The sequence below is a fragment of the Pseudaminobacter soli (ex Li et al. 2025) genome (assembly GCF_003012705.1).
Classification (GTDB): domain Bacteria; phylum Pseudomonadota; class Alphaproteobacteria; order Rhizobiales; family Rhizobiaceae; genus Pseudaminobacter; species Pseudaminobacter soli.
Genome location: NZ_PXYL01000001.1, coordinates 111,289 through 132,487, shown reverse-complemented (window position 1 = coordinate 132,487; position 21,199 = coordinate 111,289). Strand labels below are relative to the sequence as shown.

Below are 21,199 nucleotides of genomic sequence, written 5' to 3'. Positions count from 1 at the left end.
CGCGCCTAGGCCGGCTTGTGGCGAAGCGCCAAAAGGAGACGACGGAGCGTCTCGATCGTCGAGGGATCGGCAACGCCGTCCACCTTGCGCGGACGGAAATGGCGCTGGAACGCAGCGACGACGATTTCCGTCTCGCGATCGAAACTTCCCGTTATTTCAACGCCATAGCCATAGAGCGAAAGCATCGACTGAAGTTTCTCGACTTCGGCGCCGTTGTCGCCTGGCCGCAATACCGGCCCGTTTTTCACGTGCGCCGGCTCGACGAAATGGCCAACGCCGCCCCGCGCCAAAGCTCGCCAAGGGAACTTTTCGCCGGGGTCAACTTTGCGACCGGGTGCCACATCAGAATGTGCTAAAATTCTTTCCGGAACGATGCCGTGACGCACGATTATGTTACCGCAGAGCGCAATTACGGCCTCAATCTGGCACTTCGGGAAGGCCGTATAGCCCAGCGTGTGCCCCGGATTGACGATTTCGATGCCCACCGACCACGAATTCACGTCGGTAATGCCGCGCCAGGAGCTCTTGCCTGCATGCCAGGCGCGGTCGCTCTCGCGCACCATCTGCACGACGCGTCCGTCCTCGTGGACGAGATAATGCGACGAGACCTCGCTGGCGGGATCGCACAGCCAGGCCTCTGCCTCCGCGCCCGTCGGCATACCCGTGTAATGAAGGATAACCATGTCGGGCCTATCGGTGCCCCGGCGCTGCGTGAAATTCGGGGAGACGCGAACCTCAGCACCGGCAAAGTCAGGCGAGAAGCCGCTCATGCCGCGCGCGCCGACTTTTCGATCAGCTCATAGGCGGCGTTGATCGCGGCAACCCGCGTCGTGGCAATCCGGACGAACTCTTCCGGCAGGCCGCGCGCAATCAGGCGGTCGGGATGATGATGCGCGATAAGGCGGCGATAGTGCGCGCGCACGTCGGCAAAGGGACGACCGCGCTCGATGCCGAGCACACGGTAGGGATCGGTTTCGCCAAGATCGAGGTGCCGCGCGAGGATGGTCTGGTAATGCTCGTCCGAGATCTCGAATATCTCGGACACGCGCTTGAGAAAGTAGCTCTCGCGCTCATGCAGAACGCCGTCCGCCTTGGCGATGTGGAACAGGCCGTCGAGAATGTCCTCCAGCATCGCGCAATTCTTGTGCCCGGTGCCGCAGAGCCTGGCCATGCGCTCCGCATAGATTTCAAAACCGGCGACGTCCTGCTTGGCGATGTCATAGAGCCGCGCCACGTTGCGCGCTTCTTCCGGCGGGACCGAAAAAATCTCGCGGAAGGCATGGATCTCGTCCTGGGTGACGACCCCGTCAGCCTTGGCCATCTTGGCCGAAAGCGCGATCATCGCCACCGAGAAGGCAACGCGGCGCCGCAGTTCGGCATCGCCTTCGAACACCGTGCGCAAGGCTTCCACGAGGTCGGAAACACCGGCCTTAGCGGAATTGGAAATGCGGATGACGAAGTCGCCTATGCGATCCCAAATCGACATGGCCACTTCTTTAAGGGGAAATCCGGCTTTATGCGAGGCCCATTGCTAGCAGGATTTGCGCTTTAACGGCACGCGGGAAAAGGCCGATCGCGACCGGCCTTTTCCCGTGGCATGGTTTTACTCAGATCACGCGTACTCAGATTACACGTACTCGACTGGCACTAAATCACTGCGCCGGGGCTGCCGGCTTGGGCTGCTCCTGGCCGCCGGCTGGAGGCGTTGTGGTGCTCGGTGCGGCTGCCGGAGGCGTCGACTTTTCTGTGGTTGCCGGCTTGGTGCTCTGCGTCGTCGTCTTGTCGCTGCTCTCGCTGCATGCGGCGATGCCGAACAGAGCGACAGCGGAAACGGACGCGAGAATAACCTTCCTCATTACAAATCTCCTTCACAGCCAGTGCCCGGCGAACCGGGCAAGTCATCGCAAGAACGGGAAAGGCGGGAAACGGTTGCGTCACTTACGCTGACACAAGGAAACATTTCGTCAGGACAGCTTTTTGCCGAGCCGTGCGGAGGTAAGATCATGACTTTCGCATCGAGCATTGATGTTCCGGCGACATCGCTGCAATAACCCCAGGACCAACCGACCCGAGGGAATGATGAGCACGAAGAAATGGGATTTCTGGATCGATCGCGGGGGCACCTTCACCGACATAATCGGCCGTGATCCCGAGGGTGGGCTGCACCCCAGAAAACTCCTGTCCGAAAATCCTGAAGCCTATTGTGACGCCGCGATCCAGGGCATCCGCGACCTGCTCGGCGTCAGGGCCGGCGAGCCGATCCCCTCGGAACGCATCGGCGACATCAAGATGGGCACGACCGTTGCCACCAATGCGCTGCTGGAGCGCAAGGGCGACCGGGTGCTTTTGCTCATCACCAAGGGGTTCCGCGATGCGGTGCGCATTGCTTACCAGGCCCGGCCGGACATTTTTGCCAAGGAAATCATCCTTCCCGAACAACTCTACGAGCGCGTCATCGAAGTCGATGAACGCGTGCGCGCCAATGGCTGCGTCGAGCGCCTGCTCGACATGGCGTCGATCCAGCCTGAGATCGAGCAGGCGAAGCAGGACGGCATCGACGCGGTCGCCATCGTCTTCATGCATGCGTGGAAATTCCCCGAGCATGAGCAGGCGATGGCAAAGTACTGCCGCGCGCTGGGCTTCGGCCAGGTCTCGGTCAGCCACGAGGTCTCGCCGCTGGTGAAGCTCGTCGGCCGCGGCGATACGACGGTGGTCGATGCATATCTCTCGCCGATCCTGTCGCGCTATGTGAGCCAGGTGGCGAGGGAGCTGGGAATGGACAAAGCGGCGGAGGCCAGTTCTCCCCGCCTCATGTTCATGATGTCGTCGGGCGGGCTCACCGCCGCCGACATGTTCCAGGGCAAGGACGCGCTGCTGTCCGGCCCGGCGGGCGGCGTGGTCGGCATGGTGGAGACGGCCAAGCTTGCCGGCTTCGACAAGGTGATCGGCTTCGACATGGGCGGCACCTCCACCGACGTTGCCCACTTTGACGGCGAATATGAACGCGCCTTCGACACCGAAGTGGCCGGCGTACGCGTGCGCGCACCGATGATGCGCATCCACACCGTCGCCGCCGGCGGCGGCTCCGTCCTGCATTTCGAGGCCGGGCGCTTCCGCGCCGGGCCGGATTCGGCCGGCGCCAATCCCGGCCCCGCCTGCTATCGCCGCGGCGGGCCGCTCGCGGTCACCGACGCCAATGTCATGCTCGGCAAGCTGCAGCCCGACTTCTTCCCCGCGATCTTCGGCCCTAACCAGGACCAGCCGCTCGATATCGACAGTGTGCGCGAAAAATTCGCGGCGCTGGCCGCCGAAATCAGCAACGGCCGCAGCCCCGAGGCGGTGGCCGAAGGTTTCATCACCATTGCGGTTGAGAACATGGCCAACGCCATCAAGAAGATCTCCGTCCAGCGCGGCTACGACGTCACAGAATATCTGCTCAACTGCTTCGGCGGCGCCGGCGGGCAACATGCCTGCCTGGTGGCCGATGCTCTGGGCATGGAAGCAGTGCTGATCCATCCCTTCTCCGGCCTCCTTTCCGCCTACGGAATCGGGCTCTCGGCGGTCTTCGCCTCGCGTCAGCAGGCGCTCTTGAAGCCGCTGGCGGAAGCTTCGCTCGATGCGATCAACGATCTGATCGCCACGTTGCGCCGAGATGTGCTCGCCGAACTCGCCAGCCAGGGCATTGCAGAAGCCGATGTCGCCTCGCGCCCGGTGCTGCAGGTGCGCTATGACGGCACCGACACCGCGCTCCCGGTCAACTTCGAGGCAGGCTCGGTTTCGCAGGCGATCGCCGACTTCGAGGCCGCGCACAAGGCTCAGTTCGGCTTCATCTACGGCAACAAGCCGATGATCGTCGAAGCCGTCGGCGTCGAAGGCACCGACACCAGCGGTCGCGGCCGCGACGAGCGCGATCGCCCCCTCGCCGGCCTCGCGCCGAAGCCGGGCGAAACGCGCCGGCTCTACAGCGAAGGCGCTTGGCACGATGCCGGCGTGTTCCGCCGCGAGGCGCTATCGCTCGGCAGCAAGGTCGCCGGGCCGGCGCTGATCATCGAAAGCCACCAGACCATCGTGGTCGAGCCCGGTTGGCAGGCCGAGATCACCGCCAAGGACCACGTGCTGATGCGCCGTACGGAGAAGAAGCGCCGCAAGGCAGCCCTCGGCACCGAGGCCGACCCGGTCATGCTCGAGGTCTTCAACAACCTCTTCATGTCCATCGCCGAGCAGATGGGCGTGACGCTGCAGAACACAGCCTATTCGGTCAACATCAAGGAGCGGCTGGACTTCTCCTGCGCAGTCTTCGACCGCACCGGTGCGCTGGTCGCCAACGCCCCGCACATGCCGGTGCATCTGGGCTCCATGGACCGCTCGGTGGAAACGATCATTCGCCTCAACCAGGGCGACATCCATCCCGGCGACGTCTTCGCGCTCAACGCTCCTTATAATGGCGGCACGCATTTGCCCGACATCACAGTGGTGACGCCGGTATTTGATGATGCGGGCAAGGAGATCCTGTTCTACGCGGCCTCGCGCGGCCACCACGCCGATGTCGGCGGCACGGCACCGGGCTCTATGACGCCGCTGGCCACCACGGTCGACGAGGAAGGCGTTCTGTTCGACAATTTTCGCCTCGTGGAGCGTGGACGGTTCCGCGAAGCGGCGTTGTTGCAGCTCCTGACCGACCACCCCTACCCGGCCCGCAACCCGCAGCAGAATGTCGCCGACCTGAAGGCTCAGATCGCCGCCAACGAAAAGGGCGTGGCCGAACTGCGTAAGATGATGGGGCATTTCGGGCTCGACGTGGTCGAGGCCTATATGGGCCATGTGCAGGACAACGCCGCCGAAAGCGTGCGCCGCGTGCTCGACCGCCTGCCCGACAGCGCAGGGTACGAATACCCGACCGATACGGGTCAGGTGATCAAGGTGAAGATCACCGTCGATCGCGACAAGCGCGAGGCGACGGTTGATTTCACCGGCACGTCTCCGGTGATGAAGAACAACTTCAACGCCCCCGAGCCCGTGACCCGCGCGGCCGTGCTCTATGCCTTCCGCGTCATGGTCGAGGACCAGATCCCGATGAATGCCGGCTGCCTCAGGCCGGTCAACATCGTTATCCCCGAAGGCTGCATGCTCAAGCCCAGCTACCCGGCCGCCGTGGTGGCGGGCAATGTCGAGACCTCGCAGCATGTGACCAACGCTCTGTTCGGCGCCATGGGCGCGCTGGCCAATGCGCAGGGTACGATGAACAACCTCACCTTCGGGAACAAGAAGTACCAGTATTATGAAACCATCTGTTCCGGCTCGCCGGCCGGCAGGATGAACAACGGCCGCGGATTTGACGGCACGTCTGGCGTGCACACGCATATGACCAATTCCCGCCTGACCGACCCGGAGATCCTCGAACTGCGGTTCCCGGTGCTGCTGGAAGATTTCCATATCCGTGAGGGATCGGGGGGCAAGGGCAAGTGGCAAGCCGGCGATGGCACGCGCCGCACCATCCGCTTCCTGGAGAAAATGGAGTGCGCCATCCTCTCGTCCCACCGCTCGCACCCGCCGCGCGGGCTGGAGGGCGGCGGCGACGGCCAGGTCGGCTCGACCAAGGTGCGCCGCAGCGATGGGCGCATCGAGATGCTCAAGGCCTGCGACCAGACGGTGCTGGAAGCCGGCGAAGCCGTGATCGTGACGACGCCGACGCCAGGAGGTTTTGGAAAGGTGTGAGGCGTCCGGCGAGCGATTGTGCTTCGCCACCAAACTGTCACCGGCCTGTCATGCCGCTGCGTTACCCGCTTGCTCCAACGCAAACGGGGAATCTCCTTGCCATGGCCGACCTGTCCTCGGAAATCGGTTTCGCCCGCAACAAGCGCCTTGGAAAAGCAGTCTACCGCAACCGCGCGCTTTCCAAGGAAGGGGTATCGGAACGCCTCTTCACCTTGCTGTTCTCCGGCCTCGTCTATCCGCAGATCTGGGAAGACCCGGAAGTCGACATGGAGGCGATGGAACTCGGCGAAGGCCACCGCGTCGTCACCATCGCATCGGGCGGCTGCAACATCCTGGCCTACCTGACCCGGTCGCCGGCACATATCGACGCTGTCGACCTCAACACCGCCCATATCGCGCTGAACCGCATGAAGCTCGCGGCAGTTGCCCACCTGCCCTCGCAGACCGACCTGTTCCGCTTCTTCGGCAGCCCCGGCAACCCGCACAATTCCGCCGCCTACGACCGCTTCGTCGCGCCGCATCTCGACCGCACGACGCGCGCCTATTGGGAAAAGCGCAGCTGGCGCGGCAAGCGCCGCATCGCCGACTTTGACAACAATTTCTACCGTAAGGGTCTGCTCGGCCTGTTCATCGCCGCCGGGCACCGCACGGCCCGCCTCTATGGCGTGGATGTTTCGGAGATGATGTCGGCCACCACGATTGCCGAGCAGCGCCGCTTTTTCAAGGAACAGCTGGAGCCGATTTTCCGCCGCAAGCTGGTACGCTGGGCCACCTCGCGCAAGTCGTCGCTGTTCGGTCTCGGCATTCCGCCGGCACAATATGACAAGCTGATCACCTCGGGCGACGGCACCATGGCGAGCGTGCTTTCGGCGCGACTGGAAAAGCTGACCTGCCACTTTGCGCTGAAGGACAACTACTTCGCCTGGCAGGCGCTGGCGCGCCGTTATCCAGAGCCCGGCGAGGCCGCCCTGCCCGCCTATCTCGAGGCGGAAAACTACGCCACGATCCGAGACAATCTCGACCGCGTGAGCGTGCACCACGCGAATTTCACCGAGCTTCTTGCCGGCAAGCCGGCTGGCTCGGTCGACCGCTTCATCCTGCTCGACGCGCAGGACTGGATGAGCGACGAGCAGTTGAACGCGCTGTGGACCGAAATAAGCCGCACCGCCGCACCCGGCGCGCGCGTCATCTTCCGCACCGCCGCCGAGCCGAGCCTGTTGCCTGGCCGCCTGTCGATCGCCTTGCTCGACCAGTGGCGGTACGAGGCGGAAAAATCGCGCGAGTTCTCGGCCCGCGATCATTCCGCCATCTATGGCGGCTTCCATCTTTACGTGAAGAACTGAGAGGTTTTCCATGAGCGGAACGGATCACTCCGGGCTGATGGACAGCATCTACCGGCATCAGCGCCACATCTACGATGTGACGCGCAAATATTATCTGCTGGGCCGCGACCGCATGATCGACGGGCTCAACGTGCCGGCCGGCGGCAGCGTGCTGGAGCTGGGTTGCGGCACCGGGCGCAACATCGTGCTGGCCGCCCGGCGCTATCCGGATGCGTACTTCTATGGCCTGGATATTTCTGCCGAAATGCTGGAGACCGCGAAGACCGCAATTGCGCGCGAAGGCATTTCCGGCCGCGTGACGCTGGCGCGCGGCGACGCCAGCGATTTCGACGCGCAGGCGCTGTTCGGCATCGAAAAATTCGACCGGGTGTTTGTCTCCTACTCGCTGTCTATGATCCCCGGCTGGGAAAAGACCGTCAGCGCGGCGCTGGCCGTGCTGAAGCCCGAGGGCTCGCTGCACGTGGTCGATTTCGGCCAGCAGGAGCGCCTGCCCCGCTGGTTCCGCTCGATGCTGCGGGCCTGGCTGGCAAAATTCCATGTCGAACCGCGCGCAACGCTGCGCCAGGAACTGGAAGTCGAGGCCGGCAAGCGCGCCTCGAGCGTATTCTTCGAGACGCTTTATCGCGGCTATGCCGTCAAGGCGGTGGTGGGGGCGTAGCCCCCTACTCCAGCGCCTTGGCCAGCGCGGCCACCATGGCCTGCGGCCTGTAGCCGAGCTTGGCCGGCGTCAGGCCGAGCCGCACCACGACGAGCTTCTGCGACGGGATGACGGCAATGGACTGGCCGTCATGCCCGAGCAGCCAGAACGTGTCTGCCGGCAGGTCGAGACCTTTTTCGTTGGCGTTGTCTGCTTCGTCGCCGCCGTCCGGACCTTCGAGCCAGAGCTGGCCGCGCCCATATTTGCCGTTCGAGGCGGGCGCCGCCTCGCGCATCCACGACACGAAGCCGGCCGGCAGCAGAGGTGTGCCGTTCCAGACGCCGTCGTCAGTCAGGAACTGGCCGAAACGCGCCCAGTCATGCGCGGTGGCGTAGAGATAGGACGAACCGACGAAAGTGCCGCTCGCATCGGTTTCCATAATTGCACTGGTCATGCCCAGCGGATCGAACAGCCCCTTGCGCGGCCATCCAAGCGCCAGCGCCTTGTTGCCGACGGCATTCTGCCAGAGGCGGGACAACATCACCGCCGTGCCGCTGGAATAGCTCCACACCTTGCCGATCTCGCCCACGAGCGGCTTGTCGATGGCAAAATCCGCCATGTCGGACCGTAGGTAGAGCATGCGCGTGACGTCGGTGACGTCGCCGTAGTCCTCGTTGAATTCGAGGCCCGACGACATGGCCATCAGGTCGGCAAGGCTGATCTTTTCGCGCCGGTCGCCTTTCCAGTCCTCGAACAGGCTGGTGGCGTCAGTGGACAACTTGCCGTCCTTGACCAGCGTCCCGATGAGCGCGGCATTCACGGTCTTCGTCATCGACCAGCCGAGCAGCGGCGTTGCGGCTGTAAAGCCATCGCCATAGCGCTCGCCAATGATGCGGCCGTCCTTGACCACCACCACAGCGCGCATGCCGGGACCGGTGGCGCCGTCGTCGTCGAGGATTGTCGACACGATAGGGTTCTGCGACGGCGCAACGCGCTCGCCCTGCGGCCACAATTCGTCCGGCTTGGTGCCTTCGGCAGGCGGCTCCTGCGAGAAGAGCTTTGCTTCCCTTATGTCGCCATCCGGCACGTTGGCGCATCCGCCATTGTCGCGCGCGACCGCCAGCCCCCTGCCGAACAGGCCCAGCAGCCCGGCCGAGACCGTGCCCTTCTCGCTGTCGACCTTGACCGACATCAATTTGAGGATCGGGTGGCCGGGCGCCTGGACGTCGACCTTCAGCACCTCTTCGGGGTCGCGGCCAGCGATGAAGACATTGGAGCAGACGATCTTGGCCGTGTAGCCCGCCGCAACGCGGATGAGTGCCGGCGGCGCGGCGTAGAGCCAGATGCCGAGCGCGACTGCCGCGAGCAGCACAAGCCCTACGAACCACTTCACGATCTTCAGAATCACGCGCATTCCGTCTCCCCGCCGGTGTGGACTCGCCGCCATTCGTCCCGCAAATTTTCCGGCCTGTCGAGAGCGTCATCAACCAAAAATCAACCATGCTGAGCGAAGACGTAAAGGGTTCTGCCCCACGGCATCGAGCGTGAGGGAGAGGCACCAGATCATCATCTGCGCGCGGTTCGGGGACGCGCGCCTGTCGGCATCACGGGCCGGCCTACCGGCTCAAGGGAGAAGCGATGCGCCGTCTTGCGGCCCTCATCCTGCTTGGCGTGCTCAGCGCCTGCACCACGGTCGACGACCTCGCGCCGACGAGTTCCCGGCGCACGGGCACGCAGACGCTCTCACAGGGCGAGGTGATGCTGCGCTATCCCCGCTTCGACGACGTGAAGCCGCACGACTGGACCGGCCGCAAGCCATGGGAGCACCCTGTCCACGGCACTGACGTGTCGAAATACCAGAGCTCGATCGACTGGCCCCAGGCCAAGGCCAACGGCATCTCGTTTGCCTTCATCAAGGCAACTGAAGGCGGCGACCGCATCGACGACTATTTCGACGAGCACTGGAAGGCCACCAAGGCAGCCGGCGTACCGCGCGCGGCCTATCACTTCTACTATTTCTGCCGCACCGCCGCCGAACAGGCGGCCTGGTTCATCCGCAACGTGCCGCGCGAGCGCAATTCCCTGCCGCCGGTGCTCGACATGGAATGGAACCCGCAGTCGCCCACCTGCAAGCTCAGGCCTGACTCGGAGACCGTGCGCCGCGAGATGAAGACGTTCCTCGAGATCGTCGAGAGGCACTACGGCAAGAAGCCGATCATCTACACCTCGATCGACTTCTTCGACGACAACCAGCTGGCGGGCTTCAGGGAATATCCCTACTGGCTGCGCTCGGTGGCCGGCCATCCGAGCGAGCGCTACGGAAGCCACCCCTTTGCCTTCTGGCAATATACCGGCACCGGCGTCGTCCCCGGCATCAAGGGCAATGCCGACATCAACGTCTTCAACGGCAACGAGGCCGCCTGGAAGAAGTGGCTGCGGGAAAACGCGGGTTAGCTCTTGGACTCATAGATCTGGTCGAAATGGTGTGAGACCACTTCGATCAAATTTATGAGCTCACGATATGGTTGTATCGCATCTCAACCGAGCCGCGCCGGCATTTTGCCGCATAAGCGCATTTTTGCGATCAAATCGCCGTCAGACGGGGCCTGGAGCAGCAAAAGCCGCTTCCATCCGCGCGCAACCGGAGGTATGGGCCGGCTGCCCGTTTTTTTGCCATTTCGGTCGGGCAGACGATAATGCGAATTTCAGGACGGGCTTGGAGAGGTCAGATGGTGGTGCGCAAGAAGGCACTGGCGGCGGCGCTGTTGGCATTTTTTGCTTCGCCGGCCATGGCGCAGGAATGCGGCGGCGATTTCGAAGCCTGGAAGAGCGCCATGCATGCCGAGGCTGCCACAGCCGGCGTCGGCAACAAGGGCCTTTCCGCGCTCGACGAGGCAGAGATCGACCCCAAGGTCCTCCAGCGCGACCGCGCCCAAGGCGTGTTCAGCCAGACTTTCATCGAATTCTCCGCCCGCATGATTTCCGACTACCGCCTGAAGCACGGTGCGGCCAACCTCAAGAAATATGCTGACGTCTTCGCTCGCGCCGAGCAGGAATATGGCGTTCCCGGCCCGGTGATTGCCGCCTTCTGGGCGCTGGAGACTGATTTCGGCGCCGTGCAGGGCGACTTCCACACGCTGAACGCTCTCGTGACGCTGTCGCATGATTGCCGCCGGCCCGAACTCTTCCGCAAGCAGATCGTGCCGCTGCTCACGCTGATCGACCGCGGCGTCCTGCCCGCCGACGTCAAGGGCGCCTGGGCCGGCGAAATTGGCCAGACCCAGATCCTGCCCATCGACTATTTGAACAATGGCGTGGACGGCGACGGCGACGGCATCGTCGACCTGCGCAACAGCGTGCCCGACGTCATCATGACCACGGCCAAGAAGATCCAGTCGCGCGGCTGGAAGCGCGGCGAGCCCTGGCTGCAGGAAGTGCGCGTGCCCGACCAGATGCCCTGGGAGGAGACCGGCCGCACCAACAAGCTTCCGATGTCCCAGCTCATCGCCTGGGGTGTGACGGATCGCGACGGCAACCCGCTCAAGGACACCGGCGCGAAAGCCGCCGTAATGCTGCCCATGGGCCACAAGGGTCCAGCCTTCATCGTCTACGACAACTTTGACATCTACCTTCAGTGGAACCAGTCGATCGTCTACACGCTGACCGCAGCCAATCTGGCCGCTCGCCTTGCCGGCGATCCGGCCTTCGAAAAGCGCAACCCCGAGCAGGGGCTGACCGGCGAAGCCATGAAGCAGCTACAGCAGAAACTGCATGACAAGGGCTACGATGTCGGCGGTATCGACGGCGTTCTGGGCACCAATACCCGCGAGGCGATCCGCCAGGAGCAGATCCGCCTCGGCTTACCGGTCGACGGCTGGCCGACCCCGGAACTGCTGACCAAGCTCTAAGCGAACCTTCAATCGGCCTTCCGGTCGGGCACACTCGCAAGCCGCATCTCCTAGAAGGGTTTCATCTCCCCTCTATCTAGATGTGTGTTGCGAGGTGCTGACCCATGACCGAAATGCCGAAGACCGAGGTCAATCTGGAGCGGCCGGTAACCGACGAAGAGCTGGCGCGGCTTCAGTTCACGACCATGCTCTATTATCTGCAGGTCACCAATCCCGATAACGGCCTGGTTCGCGACAATACCAACCCCGCAACGCCGTCGAGCATCGCGGCAATCGGGATGGCTCTGTCGACGATCCCGGTGGTCGTCGAACGCGGTGTCATCTACAGGCCATTCGCCGCGAAGATCACCCGCAGGCGTCTGCGCTACCTTATGGAATGTCCGCAGGGCCCGGAGCCCGACGCCTCCGGCTACAAGGGCTTCTTCTACCATTTCCTCGACATGGAAACCGGCCGCCGCGTCTGGCAGTGCGAGTTGTCGACGATCGACTCGGCGTTCCTGTTCGCAGGCGCCCTGACGGTCGCGGCCTATTTCGATCAGGACACTGCCGATGAGGCGGAAATCCGCCATCTCGCCAATGCGCTCTACGAACGCGCCGACTGGAACTGGGCTCGCGACGGCGAGGCGACACTGACCCATGGCTGGCGCCCGGAAAGCGGATTTATCCCATACCGCTGGCGCGGCTACGATGAGGGCCTTCTGCTCTACATCCTTGGTCTTGGCTCTCCGACCCATCCTTTGCCGCCGGAAAGCTATGCCGCCTACACCTCCACCTACCAATGGAGGGAGATATATGGCCACGAGCTGCTCTATTCGGGGCCGCTTTTCACCCACCAGCTGTCGCAGATGTGGATCGATTTCAACGGCATCCGGGACGAGTTTATGCGGCAGCGCGGCAGCGACTACTTCCAGAACAGCCGGCACGCCACATTCGTGCAGCAGGAATATGCGATCCGCAATCCAATGGAGTTCGTCGGCTACGGCGAACATTGCTGGGGTTTCACCGCCAGCGACGGCCCGGGCTGGCACACGCGCACGATCAACGGGGTAAAACGCAAGTTCTTCGACTATCTTGCCCGCGGCGCCCCATTCGGACCGGACGACGGGACGGTCTCCCCCTGGGCGGTAGTGGCCTCGCTCCCCTTCGCACCAGAAATCGTCATCCCGACGGCGCGGAATTTTGTCCAGCTGCGTCTGGGGGCGACCCGCCTCTACGGGTTCAAGCCCTCCTTCAACCGGACGTTTCCGGTGAAAGACAGCGCCACGGGCTGGTGGGTGTCGCCGTATCACTTCGGAATCGACCAGGGTCCGATAGTGCTCATGATCGAGAATTATCGCACCGGTCTGCTCTGGGACATCATGCGGCGTTGCCAGCCCGTGGTGAACGGTCTGCACCGGGCTGGTTTTTCGGGCGGCTGGCTTTAGGACCGCTTGCGCGATAATTTTATTGTAATTACAATAATAGCATCAAAATCGCTCTGGAGGAGAATGACATGCGCGACCATGACAGCGTGCCGCTGCCGGATTATCGCGAACTGGAACAGTCCGAAATGATCGCGCGCGCCAACTCCTTCTACGAGGAGATCAAGCGACGCCACACGGTGCGCAGCTTCTCGTCGCGCCCGGTGCCGCGCGAAATCATCGAGAATTGCATCATGGCCGCCGGCACCGCGCCAAGCGGGGCCAACCACCAGCCTTGGTTTTTCTCGGCAATCAGCGATCCGGCCGCCAAGCGCGAAATCCGCGAGAAAGCCGAGATCGAGGAACGCGCCTTCTATGTCGACCGCAAGGCCGGCGAAGCCTGGCTCGACGCGCTGGCGCCGCTCGGTACCGACGAGCAAAAACCCTATCTCGAAATCGCGCCCTGGCTGATCGGCATCTTCGCCCAGCGTCGCGGCGGCGCGGAGGTCGGCGAGGAACGTAAGAACTACTACATCGCTGAATCCGTCGGCATCGCCACCGGCTTCCTCATCAACGCGCTGCACAGCTGCGGGCTGGTGACGCTGACGCATACGCCCAAGCCCATGGACTTCCTGAATACCATCTGCAGCCGGCCCGACCACGAAAAGCCGTTCATGCTCCTGGTTGTCGGCTATCCGGCAGAGGACGCCACCGTGCCGCTGCACGCGCTGAAGAAGAAGACGCTGGAACAGATCGCGTCGTTCATCTGAGGGGGGTGGTTGAGAGGGGCAGCGGCTCGACCGCCTGCCCCTACCCGTCCTCCATCTTCGAGCCGCTTGTGCGGCGATACCAGCGCAGCATTTCGCGCTGGTCGGCAGAGAGCGACTGCCCCTTCCTGCGCCGCTCCAGCGCGTGACGCGCCAGCACTTCTTCGGCTTTGTCCTCCAGCCGTGCGAGAAAGTCGAACAGCATCTCCCGCTCGCCCGGATCCAGCACCTCTTCGATCTCGGTGGCGCGCTGGCCGAGCACGCCGGCCACCTGCTCGTAGAGTTCGCGGCCGCTGTCGGTCAGCTCCACCAGTGAACTGCGCTGGTCGGTCGGGTCACTCGACGCGACAACAAAGCCGCGCTCGACGAGCGTCGCCACGCCGCGGCTGATTGTGCCGGGGTCGAGCCGGGTCTGGTAGCCGATGTCGGCCGCACGTACCGGCATATAGGCGCCGACATTGAGCAGCACCCGCAGTTCGCGCAGTCCCAGATCTGTCATCGCCTTCACCTGCGGGTCGCGTTGCGCCTGCAAGAGGTTCACCAGCACCGCCAGCCGGAACGGCAAATGCATCTCGAGGTCGAACGGCGCGCCGCCGGCCTTGGAGAGCGGAAAGGTCAGCTTGCGCCGACCGCTGGCAAGTCGATCATCTTCCATCAGCCGACAACAGCATAAATGACCGCATTTGGCGAGATAGCGGCACGTCCTTGAGCGAGCGGAGACGCCGCTTATATCGGCTAATCCGCCATGGTTTCGAGGCTCGCCAGCCCTTGCGGCGCCTCGCCCTCCTCGAAAGGCGTAGTCACCTCCACGAAAGTGTCCGGGTAAAAGCCATTGAAACGCGTCCGGAGCGACAGCGAATAAGCGCCGATATGGCCGATCTCGATCCAGTCGCCGGTGTCGATCGTCTCCGGCAGCCAGAATGGGCGCGAGAGAATATCGACGGAATCGCAGGTCGCCCCGCACACCTTGAACGGCACGATGTTCTGTTCCAGGCCGTTGCGCGAGCGGATGGCCGGGTCGGCAATGAACCGCGCCGGCAGCGTGATCTTGCCCGTCCAGCTATCGGACAGCGAGGCCCAGATGCCGTCATTGATGTAGAGCCGGCGCCCCTTGCGCAGCAGCACCCGCACGATGAGCGAGAAGGCGCGCGCGACGATGACCCGACCAGGCTCGGCAACCAGCGGCACCTCGTCGAAGCCATATTCGCGCAGGTCGCCGCGTAGCCGCGACATGATCTGGCCGAGCGACGGCATTTCGCGCTTCTTGCGGCGGGGATCCTCACCATATTCGGCCGGAAAGCCGCCACCGACATCGAGCCCCGCAATATCGAAGCCAAGTCGGTTGCGCACCCAGTCGGCCGAGGCCAACGCGCGCTCATAAACGTCCGGGTCCTCGATCTGGCTGCCGACGTGGAAGCACAGCCCGACCTTGTAGCCGTGGCGGTGCAGCCGATGGCCAAGCTCGACGGCATTGGCTGGGCCAGCACCAAACTTCTTCGACAGTTCGTAGGCCGCCTGCCCCTTGGTCTGGATGCGAACGAAGACCGTTATCGTCCCCGGATCGATGTCGAGCGCCTGCACGATGCGGCTCAGCTTGGTGATCTCGTCCTCATGATCGATCGCGATGATACGAATGCCGTATTTCTCCAGCGCCAGCCGAATGTCGGACTGCGCCTTGACCGGATGCATGTAGAGCATCTCGGCATCCGGCGAGACAGCCCGCACAGCCGCGAATTCGCCGGGCGAAGCCACATCGAAGGCGGTGACGCCCGCCTCCACCAGCGTCTTCAGCACCAGCTGCTCGCCATTGGTCTTCACCGCATAGGCGGTCTTGCCGGGAAACATGCCCATGAACTGGCGGGCATCGGCCTTCAGCACCTCGGGCCGGAAGCAATAGACCGGGTCGTCGGGACGCAGGGCAAGCGCGGCGGCTTTCGCATTGTCGAATCGCTGCATGCGTCCTCCTGAGGCAGACACCGGCGAAACTTAGAACAGACGGCACGCGAAGGGAATTGCGGTCGAGCCGACACAATCATTCGCTTTTATCGAACGAAATCTCCGATACAATGCGTTGGATCGATTGATTGGAGTGCGCGAAACAATGGCCGTTACGAACCGGATCTTTAGCCATGAATGCGCATCCCGATACCCGCTTGGCCAACGCCTCCCCGATCGCCGCCCCGGCCGACTTCGTTCCAATGCAACCGTTGCCGGATCTGCGCGAGCGAACGCTGCAGGTGCTGCCAGGTCTGGCGCTGACGGCGACGATCGCGCTGGCCGGATTTGCGCTTCGGCAGATACCGGGCATCGCCGTGTTCAGCCCGATGATCCTCGCCATCCTCATCGGCATCGCCTTCCACAACCTGATCGGCACGCCGGCACGCGCCAAGGCGGGCGTGGTGTTTTCGCTGCGCCGGGTGCTGCGGCTCGCGATCATCCTGCTCGGCTTGCAGCTCACGGCAGCTCAGGTCGTGGAAGTCGGCGCCACCGGCATCGCCATCATCGTGGCAACACTGGTTGCAACCTTCATCTTCACCGTACGTCTCGGCCGGGCGATGGGCGTAGAGCCGAAGCTTGCCGAACTCATCGCGGCCGGCACCTCGATCTGCGGCGCCTCCGCCGTGATCGCTACCGATACGGTGACGCGTGCGCCGGACGAGGACGTGGCCTATGCAGTTGCCTGCGTGACGGTGTTCGGCTCGATCGCCATGTTTGCCTATCCGTTGCTGCCGGCCCTGCTGGGGCTCGACGCACATGCTTATGGCCTGTGGGCCGGAGCCTCGATCCACGAGATCGCGCAGGTGGTCGCGGCGGCCTTCCAGGGCGGCCAGGCGGCAGGCGAATTCGGCACGGTGGCAAAGCTCAGTCGCGTCATGCTGCTTGCGCCCGTCGTGCTGTCGCTTGGCTTCATGGCGACGCGCCGCGCCAGAAAATCCGGCCAAGGCCACAGCGCAGCGAAAGCGCCGGTGCCGTGGTTCGTGCTGGGCTTCATCGCGCTGGTGGTGGTCAACAGCGTGGTGTCGATCCCCGCCGAGGCCAAGAGCGTCATCATAATGGCCACCACCTTCATGCTCAGCATGGCGCTGGCAGCCATGGGGCTGGAGACGGACATCCGCAAGCTCAAGGCAAAGGGCCTGCGCCCGCTACTGCTCGGCCTCGCTGCCTTCCTGTTCATCGCCGGCTTCAGCCTGACACTGATCAAGCTGGTCTGGTGATAGCCGCCGCTCTGCGCGGGGCCAACTTCGAAAGGTCCCGCCCATGACTCTGGAGCAACTCCGCATCTTCGTCGCCGTGGCCGAGCGCGAGCATGTCACGCGCGCCGCCCGCGACCTCAACCTGACCCAGTCGGCCACCAGCGCGGCGGTGGCCGCACTCGAAGCCCGGCACGCGACGAAACTCTTCAACCGCGTCGGCCGCCGCATCGAGCTCACCGAGGCGGGACGGCTGTTCCTTGACGAGGCCCGCGCCGTGCTGGCACGCGCCGCTTCGGCGGAAGCCGTGCTGGCCGATCTCGCCGGGCTGAAGCGCGGCTCTCTGCACCTGGCAGCCAGCCAGACAGTGGCAAATTACTGGCTGCCGCCCTTCATGCATCGCTTCCAGACGCAATATCCGGGCATTTCCATGCGGTTGACCATCGGCAACACCGAGCAGGTTGCCGCAAGCGTGCGCGACGGGTTTTCAGACCTCGGTTTCGTCGAGGGCGAGATCGACGATCCTGCTCTCTCGGTCACCCCCGCCGCCGAAGACGAGATGGCGCTGGTGGTCGGCGCGAGCCACCCATGGGCCACCCGCACCGCGCTTGCCCCGACCGAACTCACGCAAACCCGCTGGGTTCTGCGCGAGCCAGGCTCGGGCACGCGGGCCATGTTCGAAGAGGTGCTCGAGGATTTCGGCATCGCACCCGCCGAGCTGGAGGTTGCGCTGGAACTTGCCTCGAACGAGGCCGTGCGCACCGCCGTCATCGCCGGCGCAGGCGCCACCGTCATGTCGCGCTTCGTCACCGAGGCGGCCGTTGCCGCAGGCCGGCTGGTGCAGATGCCGCTTGCCTTGCCGAAGCGGCGCTTCCTCGCCATCCGCCATAAGGAGCGGCATCTCACCCACGCTCAACGCGAATTTTTGGCACTGGTCGACGAAACGAGCCGAAGCGTCTGAAATCGGGTGGCGGAATCGGGGCCGCCGCTCTACAGATTCGGGCAACAAAAGCATCCGGGAGAGCTTTTTTATGACAACGGTGGCCGGCACGGCGCAGAAGACCATGGGCGCCAAGGAATGGGGCCAGTTGCTGCTGCTCGGCGCGATCTGGGGCGGCTCCTTCTTCTTTGCGCGCATCGCCGTTTCCGAAATCCAGCCGCTGGTGCTGGTGCTTTTCCGGGTGGCGATCGCGGCAATTGCGCTGCAGCTCTATTTGGCCGTCCGCGGCCCCTCCTTCCGCCTGGCTTTTCCCTATTTCGGCGCTTTCTTCGGCCTGGCGCTGCTCAACAACGTCATCCCCTTCTCGCTGATCTTCCTCGGACAGACGGAGCTGGGCGCGGGGATGGCCTCGGTGCTGAACGCCACCACGCCGTTCTGGACACTGCTCGTCGCCAACCTGTTGACCGACGACGAGAAGCTGACGCCGAATAAGCTTGCCGGCATCGTGCTCGGCATCGCCGGCACCGCGGTGATGATCGGCCCCAGCCTGCTTGACGCCATGGGCGGGCCCCTCTGGGCAAAGCTGGCGCTGATCGGCGCCTCGCTTTCCTACGCCTTTGCGCTGATCTTCGCCCGCCGCTTCCGGGCACTGCCGCCGGCCGTCGTGGCGACTGGCCAGATGACCGCCTCGACGATCATCATGATCCCGATCGCGCTCTTGCTCTACGGGCCGTCCGGGTTGTTTTCGGCAAGCCTGCCGGTGTGGTCGGCAGTGCTTGCGCTGGCGCTGATGTCCACGGCCTTTGCCTATATCCTGTTCTTCAACCTCGTCGCCAAGGCGGGCGCAACCAATGCCTCGCTGGTGACGCTGATCGTGCCGGTAAGCGCCACGCTGTTGGGAATCGCCTTCCTTGGCGAGCGCCTGGACATGCTCGAAATGCTCGGCATGGCGTTGATCGGCTTCGGCTTGCTGACGATCGACGGGCGGCTTCTGGCCGGTTATCGGCGCAAAAAAGGCGGTAGTTCGCCACAATTTATTCACAAGTCCTAAGCCGGCTTTTGGAAATTATTTCAAAAACTAAGCGGGATGACAGTGTCGCATTTGCGCCAAATGTGTCGCACTGCAATATGATTTTTGCTTGCCTGTTGCCGAAAGTCACCTATCCTTCAACGCCTTAGCTCAAACAGGAGGCTAGATATGGGACTTACACGGCCAATCAACGCGTTGATGATTTGTGCTGCGTTCGCTGTTATCGGCGCCCTGATCGCGGGGGTTCTTCCTTAAGCCGCGGAGCTGATGGGAGCCAGCCAGTCTGGCAAAGTTCGAAAGGCCGGGCCAAGCGCCCGGCCTTTTCATTTGATGCGTCAGGCAGCAGCCGAGCTTGGCCCGCCGGCAGAGACGGCATGTGCGCGGATGCCGATCATGTGGCAGATGGCAACCGAGAGATCCGCCCGGTTCATGGTGTAGAAATGGAAATCGTCGACACCGCGCTCGACGAGATCCAGAACCTGCTCGGCGGCGACGGCGGCGGCCACCAGCGCATGGGTCTGCGGGTCGTTCTCCAGCCCGTCGAAGCGTTCGGCCAGCCAGGCGGGCACATGCGCGCCGGCCCGTTCTGAGAAGCGAGCAACCTGCGCGAAATTGTGCACCGGCAGCACGCCCGGCACGATGGGCACATAGATACCCGCCCGGCGGACCCGCTCGACGTAACGCTCATAGAGATCGTTGTCGAAGAAGAACTGGGTGATGGCACGGGTGGCACCATTGTCCACCTTACGCTTGAGCATGTCGATGTCGGTGGCGAAGTCCGGGCTCTCCGGATGTTTTTCCGGATAGGCGGAAACCGAAATGTCGAAATCGCCCGCCTTCTTCAGCGCGCCTACCAGTTCGGCGCCATTGGCGTAGCCGCCCGGATGCGGGCTGTAGCACGCGCCCACACCTTCCACCGGGTCGCCGCGCAGCGCGACGAAGCGCGTGACACCCATGTCGACGAATTCGCCGATCACCTTATCGACCTCGCCGCGCACGGCATCGACGCAGGTCAAATGTGCCGCCGGCGTCAGCGTCGTCTCGGTCAGGATGCGCTTGACCGTGCGGGCGGTGCGCTCGCGCGTCGAGCCGCCTGCGCCATAGGTCACCGAGACGAATTCCGGCTGCAGCGGCTCCAGCCGCGTCACCGTATCCCACAACCGGGTTTCCATCTCCTCGGTCTTGGGCGGAAAGAACTCGAAGGATACGCTGATCTTGCCACCAATATCGGGTCGACGCGAAAAGCCGAAATTGTTCATCAGGCGGTTTCCCTTGCGGCTGCGCTGGCCGCAGGGTCCGCAATCAGCAGACGCCGGTCCCGGCCAAGCCAGAGTTTGACGGTGAGCTTGGCTTCCGAGGCGCCGCGCGGCTCGAAATCCTGCGTTTGTTCGAGTTCGAGGCCCGCCTCGGCGAACCACTCGGCAATCTGCCTGTCGGAAAAACCGAGACGAAGATGCGCATGCTCCTCGCGCAGGAACTCCAGCGCGTGAGAAGCGAAATCGACGATCACCAGCCGGCCCGATGGGCGCAGCAGCCGCGCCGCCTCCCGGATCGCGGCGGCGGGATCGTCGAGATAGTGCAGTACCTGGTGCATGGTGACGAGGTCGAAGGAGTCGCGCTCGACCGGCGGCGCATAGATGTCACCCAGCCGCACCTGCGCGTTGGAAACGCCCGCCTTGTCGAGATTCGCGCGTGCCACTGTCAGCATCTCGCGCGACATGTCGATGCCGACGCCGCGCCGGTAGAGCGGCGCGAAGATCTCCAGAAGCCGGCCGGTGCCGGTGCCCAGATCGAGCATGGACTGGAACGGCCGCTTGCCGACGAGCTTCAGCAGCGCGGTCTCCACCGCCTTGTCGGGGACATGCAACGAACGGATCTCGTCCCAGCTTGCGGCGTTCTCGGCGAAAAACTCGCGGGCCCGCTCCTGCCGCTTGCGCTTGACGGACGACAAGCGCTCCATGTCGCGCTCGATCTGCGGGTCTCCGTCATGCATGCGCGACACCAGCCCCAGCACGAAGTCGCGCGAGGCGTCGGTATCGGCAACGCGGAAATAGGCCCAGGAGCCCTCCTGATAGCGCTCGATCAGCCCCGCTTCGAGCAGCAGCTTGAGGTGGCGCGAGACGCGCGGCTGCGACTGGTTGAGGATTTCGGTCAGATCGGAAACGGTCAGGTCGCCGCGTGACAAAAGCGCCAGAATGCGCAAGCGGCTGGATTCGGCCGCCGCCTTCAATGTATCAACCAGGGAGTCGAGGGTTACCCGCATATTGC

At 63.7% G+C, this 21,199-nt stretch carries 18 protein-coding genes; 10 read left to right on the top strand and 8 right to left on the bottom strand.

Annotation, left to right across the window (positions count from 1 at the left end; genetic code table 11):
- Nucleotides 1-5 precede the first annotated feature (5 nt).
- From C7I85_RS00565 to C7I85_RS00555, 3 genes are all read right to left on the bottom strand, one after another.
- Nucleotides 6-770 (bottom strand): N-acetylmuramoyl-L-alanine amidase, encoded by a 765-nt coding sequence (locus C7I85_RS00565; protein ID WP_106722013.1) that lies wholly within the window; start codon nt 768-770, stop codon nt 6-8.
- Nucleotides 767-1,486, bottom strand: coding sequence for a J domain-containing protein (locus tag C7I85_RS00560; RefSeq protein WP_106722012.1), 720 nt, complete (start codon nt 1,484-1,486; stop codon nt 767-769). The genes C7I85_RS00565 and C7I85_RS00560 overlap by 4 nt, the downstream gene beginning before the upstream one ends.
- A 166-nt stretch (nt 1,487-1,652) precedes the next feature.
- A complete protein-coding gene (locus C7I85_RS00555; protein WP_106722011.1) occupies nt 1,653-1,856 on the bottom strand; it encodes a hypothetical protein in 204 nt (67 codons plus the stop codon).
- 223 nt (nt 1,857-2,079) lie between these two features.
- Here C7I85_RS00555 and C7I85_RS00550 point away from each other — a divergent pair, with 223 nt between their 5' ends.
- From C7I85_RS00550 to C7I85_RS00540, 3 genes are read left to right on the top strand one after another with little or no spacing between them, the layout of a single operon-like run.
- Nucleotides 2,080-5,715: a hydantoinase B/oxoprolinase family protein gene (locus C7I85_RS00550; RefSeq protein WP_106722560.1), complete on the top strand. Its 3,636-nt coding sequence runs from the start codon at nt 2,080-2,082 to the stop codon at nt 5,713-5,715.
- A 50-nt stretch (nt 5,716-5,765) separates the two neighbouring features.
- On the top strand, nt 5,766-7,058 hold the full coding sequence (locus C7I85_RS00545) for a DUF3419 family protein (RefSeq protein WP_106722010.1): 1,293 nt from the start codon (nt 5,766-5,768) through the stop codon (nt 7,056-7,058).
- 10 nt (nt 7,059-7,068) lie between these two features.
- Entirely contained in the window at nt 7,069-7,716 is a 648-nt protein-coding gene (locus C7I85_RS00540) for a class I SAM-dependent methyltransferase (RefSeq protein WP_106722009.1), read from the top strand.
- Nucleotides 7,717-7,720: 4 nt separating this feature from the next.
- On the opposite strand, the gene C7I85_RS00535 is transcribed toward C7I85_RS00540, so the two are convergent.
- Nucleotides 7,721-9,109: a serine hydrolase domain-containing protein gene (locus C7I85_RS00535; RefSeq protein WP_106722008.1), complete on the bottom strand. Its 1,389-nt coding sequence runs from the start codon at nt 9,107-9,109 to the stop codon at nt 7,721-7,723.
- 224 nt (nt 9,110-9,333) lie between these two features.
- On the opposite strand from C7I85_RS00535, the gene C7I85_RS00530 reads away from it, so the two are divergent.
- From C7I85_RS00530 to C7I85_RS00515, 4 genes are all read left to right on the top strand, one after another.
- Nucleotides 9,334-10,149, top strand: a complete 816-nt coding sequence (locus tag C7I85_RS00530; protein WP_106722007.1) for a glycoside hydrolase family 25 protein — start codon at nt 9,334-9,336, stop codon at nt 10,147-10,149.
- A 275-nt stretch (nt 10,150-10,424) separates the two neighbouring features.
- A complete protein-coding gene (locus C7I85_RS00525; protein ID WP_106722006.1) occupies nt 10,425-11,603 on the top strand; it encodes a lytic murein transglycosylase in 1,179 nt (392 codons plus the stop codon).
- Between the two features lie 104 nt (nt 11,604-11,707).
- Complete coding sequence (locus C7I85_RS00520) at nt 11,708-13,027, top strand: glucoamylase family protein (protein WP_106722005.1); 1,320 nt, start codon at nt 11,708-11,710, stop codon at nt 13,025-13,027.
- A 68-nt stretch (nt 13,028-13,095) separates the two neighbouring features.
- A complete protein-coding gene (locus C7I85_RS00515) occupies nt 13,096-13,773 on the top strand; it encodes a nitroreductase family protein (protein ID WP_106722004.1) in 678 nt (225 codons plus the stop codon).
- A gap of 40 nt (nt 13,774-13,813) precedes the next feature.
- On the opposite strand, the gene C7I85_RS00510 is transcribed toward C7I85_RS00515, so the two are convergent.
- Both C7I85_RS00510 and C7I85_RS00505 read right to left on the bottom strand, forming a co-directional pair.
- Nucleotides 13,814-14,425 (bottom strand): winged helix DNA-binding protein, encoded by a 612-nt coding sequence (locus C7I85_RS00510; protein WP_106722003.1) that lies wholly within the window; start codon nt 14,423-14,425, stop codon nt 13,814-13,816.
- Nucleotides 14,426-14,505: 80 nt separating this feature from the next.
- Complete coding sequence (locus C7I85_RS00505) at nt 14,506-15,726, bottom strand: alanine racemase (protein WP_106722002.1); 1,221 nt, start codon at nt 15,724-15,726, stop codon at nt 14,506-14,508.
- Between the two features lie 284 nt (nt 15,727-16,010).
- Here C7I85_RS00505 and C7I85_RS00500 point away from each other — a divergent pair, with 284 nt between their 5' ends.
- The 3 genes from C7I85_RS00500 to C7I85_RS00490 all read left to right on the top strand — a co-directional run bounded on the left by C7I85_RS00500 (nt 16,011) and on the right by C7I85_RS00490 (nt 18,952).
- On the top strand, nt 16,011-16,985 hold the full coding sequence (locus C7I85_RS00500) for a YeiH family protein (protein ID WP_181257065.1): 975 nt from the start codon (nt 16,011-16,013) through the stop codon (nt 16,983-16,985).
- Between the two features lie 43 nt (nt 16,986-17,028).
- Entirely contained in the window at nt 17,029-17,922 is an 894-nt protein-coding gene (locus C7I85_RS00495; protein ID WP_106722001.1) for a LysR family transcriptional regulator, read from the top strand.
- A 70-nt stretch (nt 17,923-17,992) separates the two neighbouring features.
- Nucleotides 17,993-18,952 (top strand): DMT family transporter, encoded by a 960-nt coding sequence (locus C7I85_RS00490; RefSeq protein ID WP_106722000.1) that lies wholly within the window; start codon nt 17,993-17,995, stop codon nt 18,950-18,952.
- A gap of 314 nt (nt 18,953-19,266) precedes the next feature.
- Here the strand turns inward: C7I85_RS00490 and metF are convergent, their stop codons facing one another.
- Both metF and C7I85_RS00480 read right to left on the bottom strand, forming a co-directional pair.
- Nucleotides 19,267-20,190: a methylenetetrahydrofolate reductase [NAD(P)H] gene (gene metF, locus C7I85_RS00485; RefSeq protein ID WP_106721999.1), complete on the bottom strand. Its 924-nt coding sequence runs from the start codon at nt 20,188-20,190 to the stop codon at nt 19,267-19,269.
- Nucleotides 20,190-21,194 (bottom strand): ArsR/SmtB family transcription factor, encoded by a 1,005-nt coding sequence (locus C7I85_RS00480; RefSeq protein ID WP_106721998.1) that lies wholly within the window; start codon nt 21,192-21,194, stop codon nt 20,190-20,192. The genes metF and C7I85_RS00480 overlap by 1 nt, the downstream gene beginning before the upstream one ends.
- Nucleotides 21,195-21,199 lie beyond the last annotated feature (5 nt).

What these genes read in the sequence shown, in the direction of transcription:
- C7I85_RS00565 (WP_106722013.1), bottom strand. Translation starts at nt 770, where the DNA reads ATGAGCGGCTTCTCGCCTGACTTTGCCGGTGCTGAGGTTCGCGTCTCC.
- C7I85_RS00560 (WP_106722012.1), bottom strand. Translation starts at nt 1,486, where the DNA reads ATGTCGATTTGGGATCGCATAGGCGACTTCGTCATCCGCATTTCCAAT.
- C7I85_RS00555 (WP_106722011.1), bottom strand. Translation starts at nt 1,856, where the DNA reads ATGAGGAAGGTTATTCTCGCGTCCGTTTCCGCTGTCGCTCTGTTCGGC.
- C7I85_RS00550 (WP_106722560.1), top strand. Translation starts at nt 2,080, where the DNA reads ATGAGCACGAAGAAATGGGATTTCTGGATCGATCGCGGGGGCACCTTC.
- C7I85_RS00545 (WP_106722010.1), top strand. Translation starts at nt 5,766, where the DNA reads ATGCCGCTGCGTTACCCGCTTGCTCCAACGCAAACGGGGAATCTCCTT.
- C7I85_RS00540 (WP_106722009.1), top strand. Translation starts at nt 7,069, where the DNA reads ATGAGCGGAACGGATCACTCCGGGCTGATGGACAGCATCTACCGGCAT.
- C7I85_RS00535 (WP_106722008.1), bottom strand. Translation starts at nt 9,109, where the DNA reads ATGCGCGTGATTCTGAAGATCGTGAAGTGGTTCGTAGGGCTTGTGCTG.
- C7I85_RS00530 (WP_106722007.1), top strand. Translation starts at nt 9,334, where the DNA reads ATGCGCCGTCTTGCGGCCCTCATCCTGCTTGGCGTGCTCAGCGCCTGC.
- C7I85_RS00525 (WP_106722006.1), top strand. Translation starts at nt 10,425, where the DNA reads ATGGTGGTGCGCAAGAAGGCACTGGCGGCGGCGCTGTTGGCATTTTTT.
- C7I85_RS00520 (WP_106722005.1), top strand. Translation starts at nt 11,708, where the DNA reads ATGACCGAAATGCCGAAGACCGAGGTCAATCTGGAGCGGCCGGTAACC.
- C7I85_RS00515 (WP_106722004.1), top strand. Translation starts at nt 13,096, where the DNA reads ATGCGCGACCATGACAGCGTGCCGCTGCCGGATTATCGCGAACTGGAA.
- C7I85_RS00510 (WP_106722003.1), bottom strand. Translation starts at nt 14,425, where the DNA reads ATGGAAGATGATCGACTTGCCAGCGGTCGGCGCAAGCTGACCTTTCCG.
- C7I85_RS00505 (WP_106722002.1), bottom strand. Translation starts at nt 15,726, where the DNA reads ATGCAGCGATTCGACAATGCGAAAGCCGCCGCGCTTGCCCTGCGTCCC.
- C7I85_RS00495 (WP_106722001.1), top strand. Translation starts at nt 17,029, where the DNA reads ATGACTCTGGAGCAACTCCGCATCTTCGTCGCCGTGGCCGAGCGCGAG.
- C7I85_RS00490 (WP_106722000.1), top strand. Translation starts at nt 17,993, where the DNA reads ATGACAACGGTGGCCGGCACGGCGCAGAAGACCATGGGCGCCAAGGAA.
- metF (WP_106721999.1), bottom strand. Translation starts at nt 20,190, where the DNA reads ATGAACAATTTCGGCTTTTCGCGTCGACCCGATATTGGTGGCAAGATC.
- C7I85_RS00480 (WP_106721998.1), bottom strand. Translation starts at nt 21,194, where the DNA reads ATGCGGGTAACCCTCGACTCCCTGGTTGATACATTGAAGGCGGCGGCC.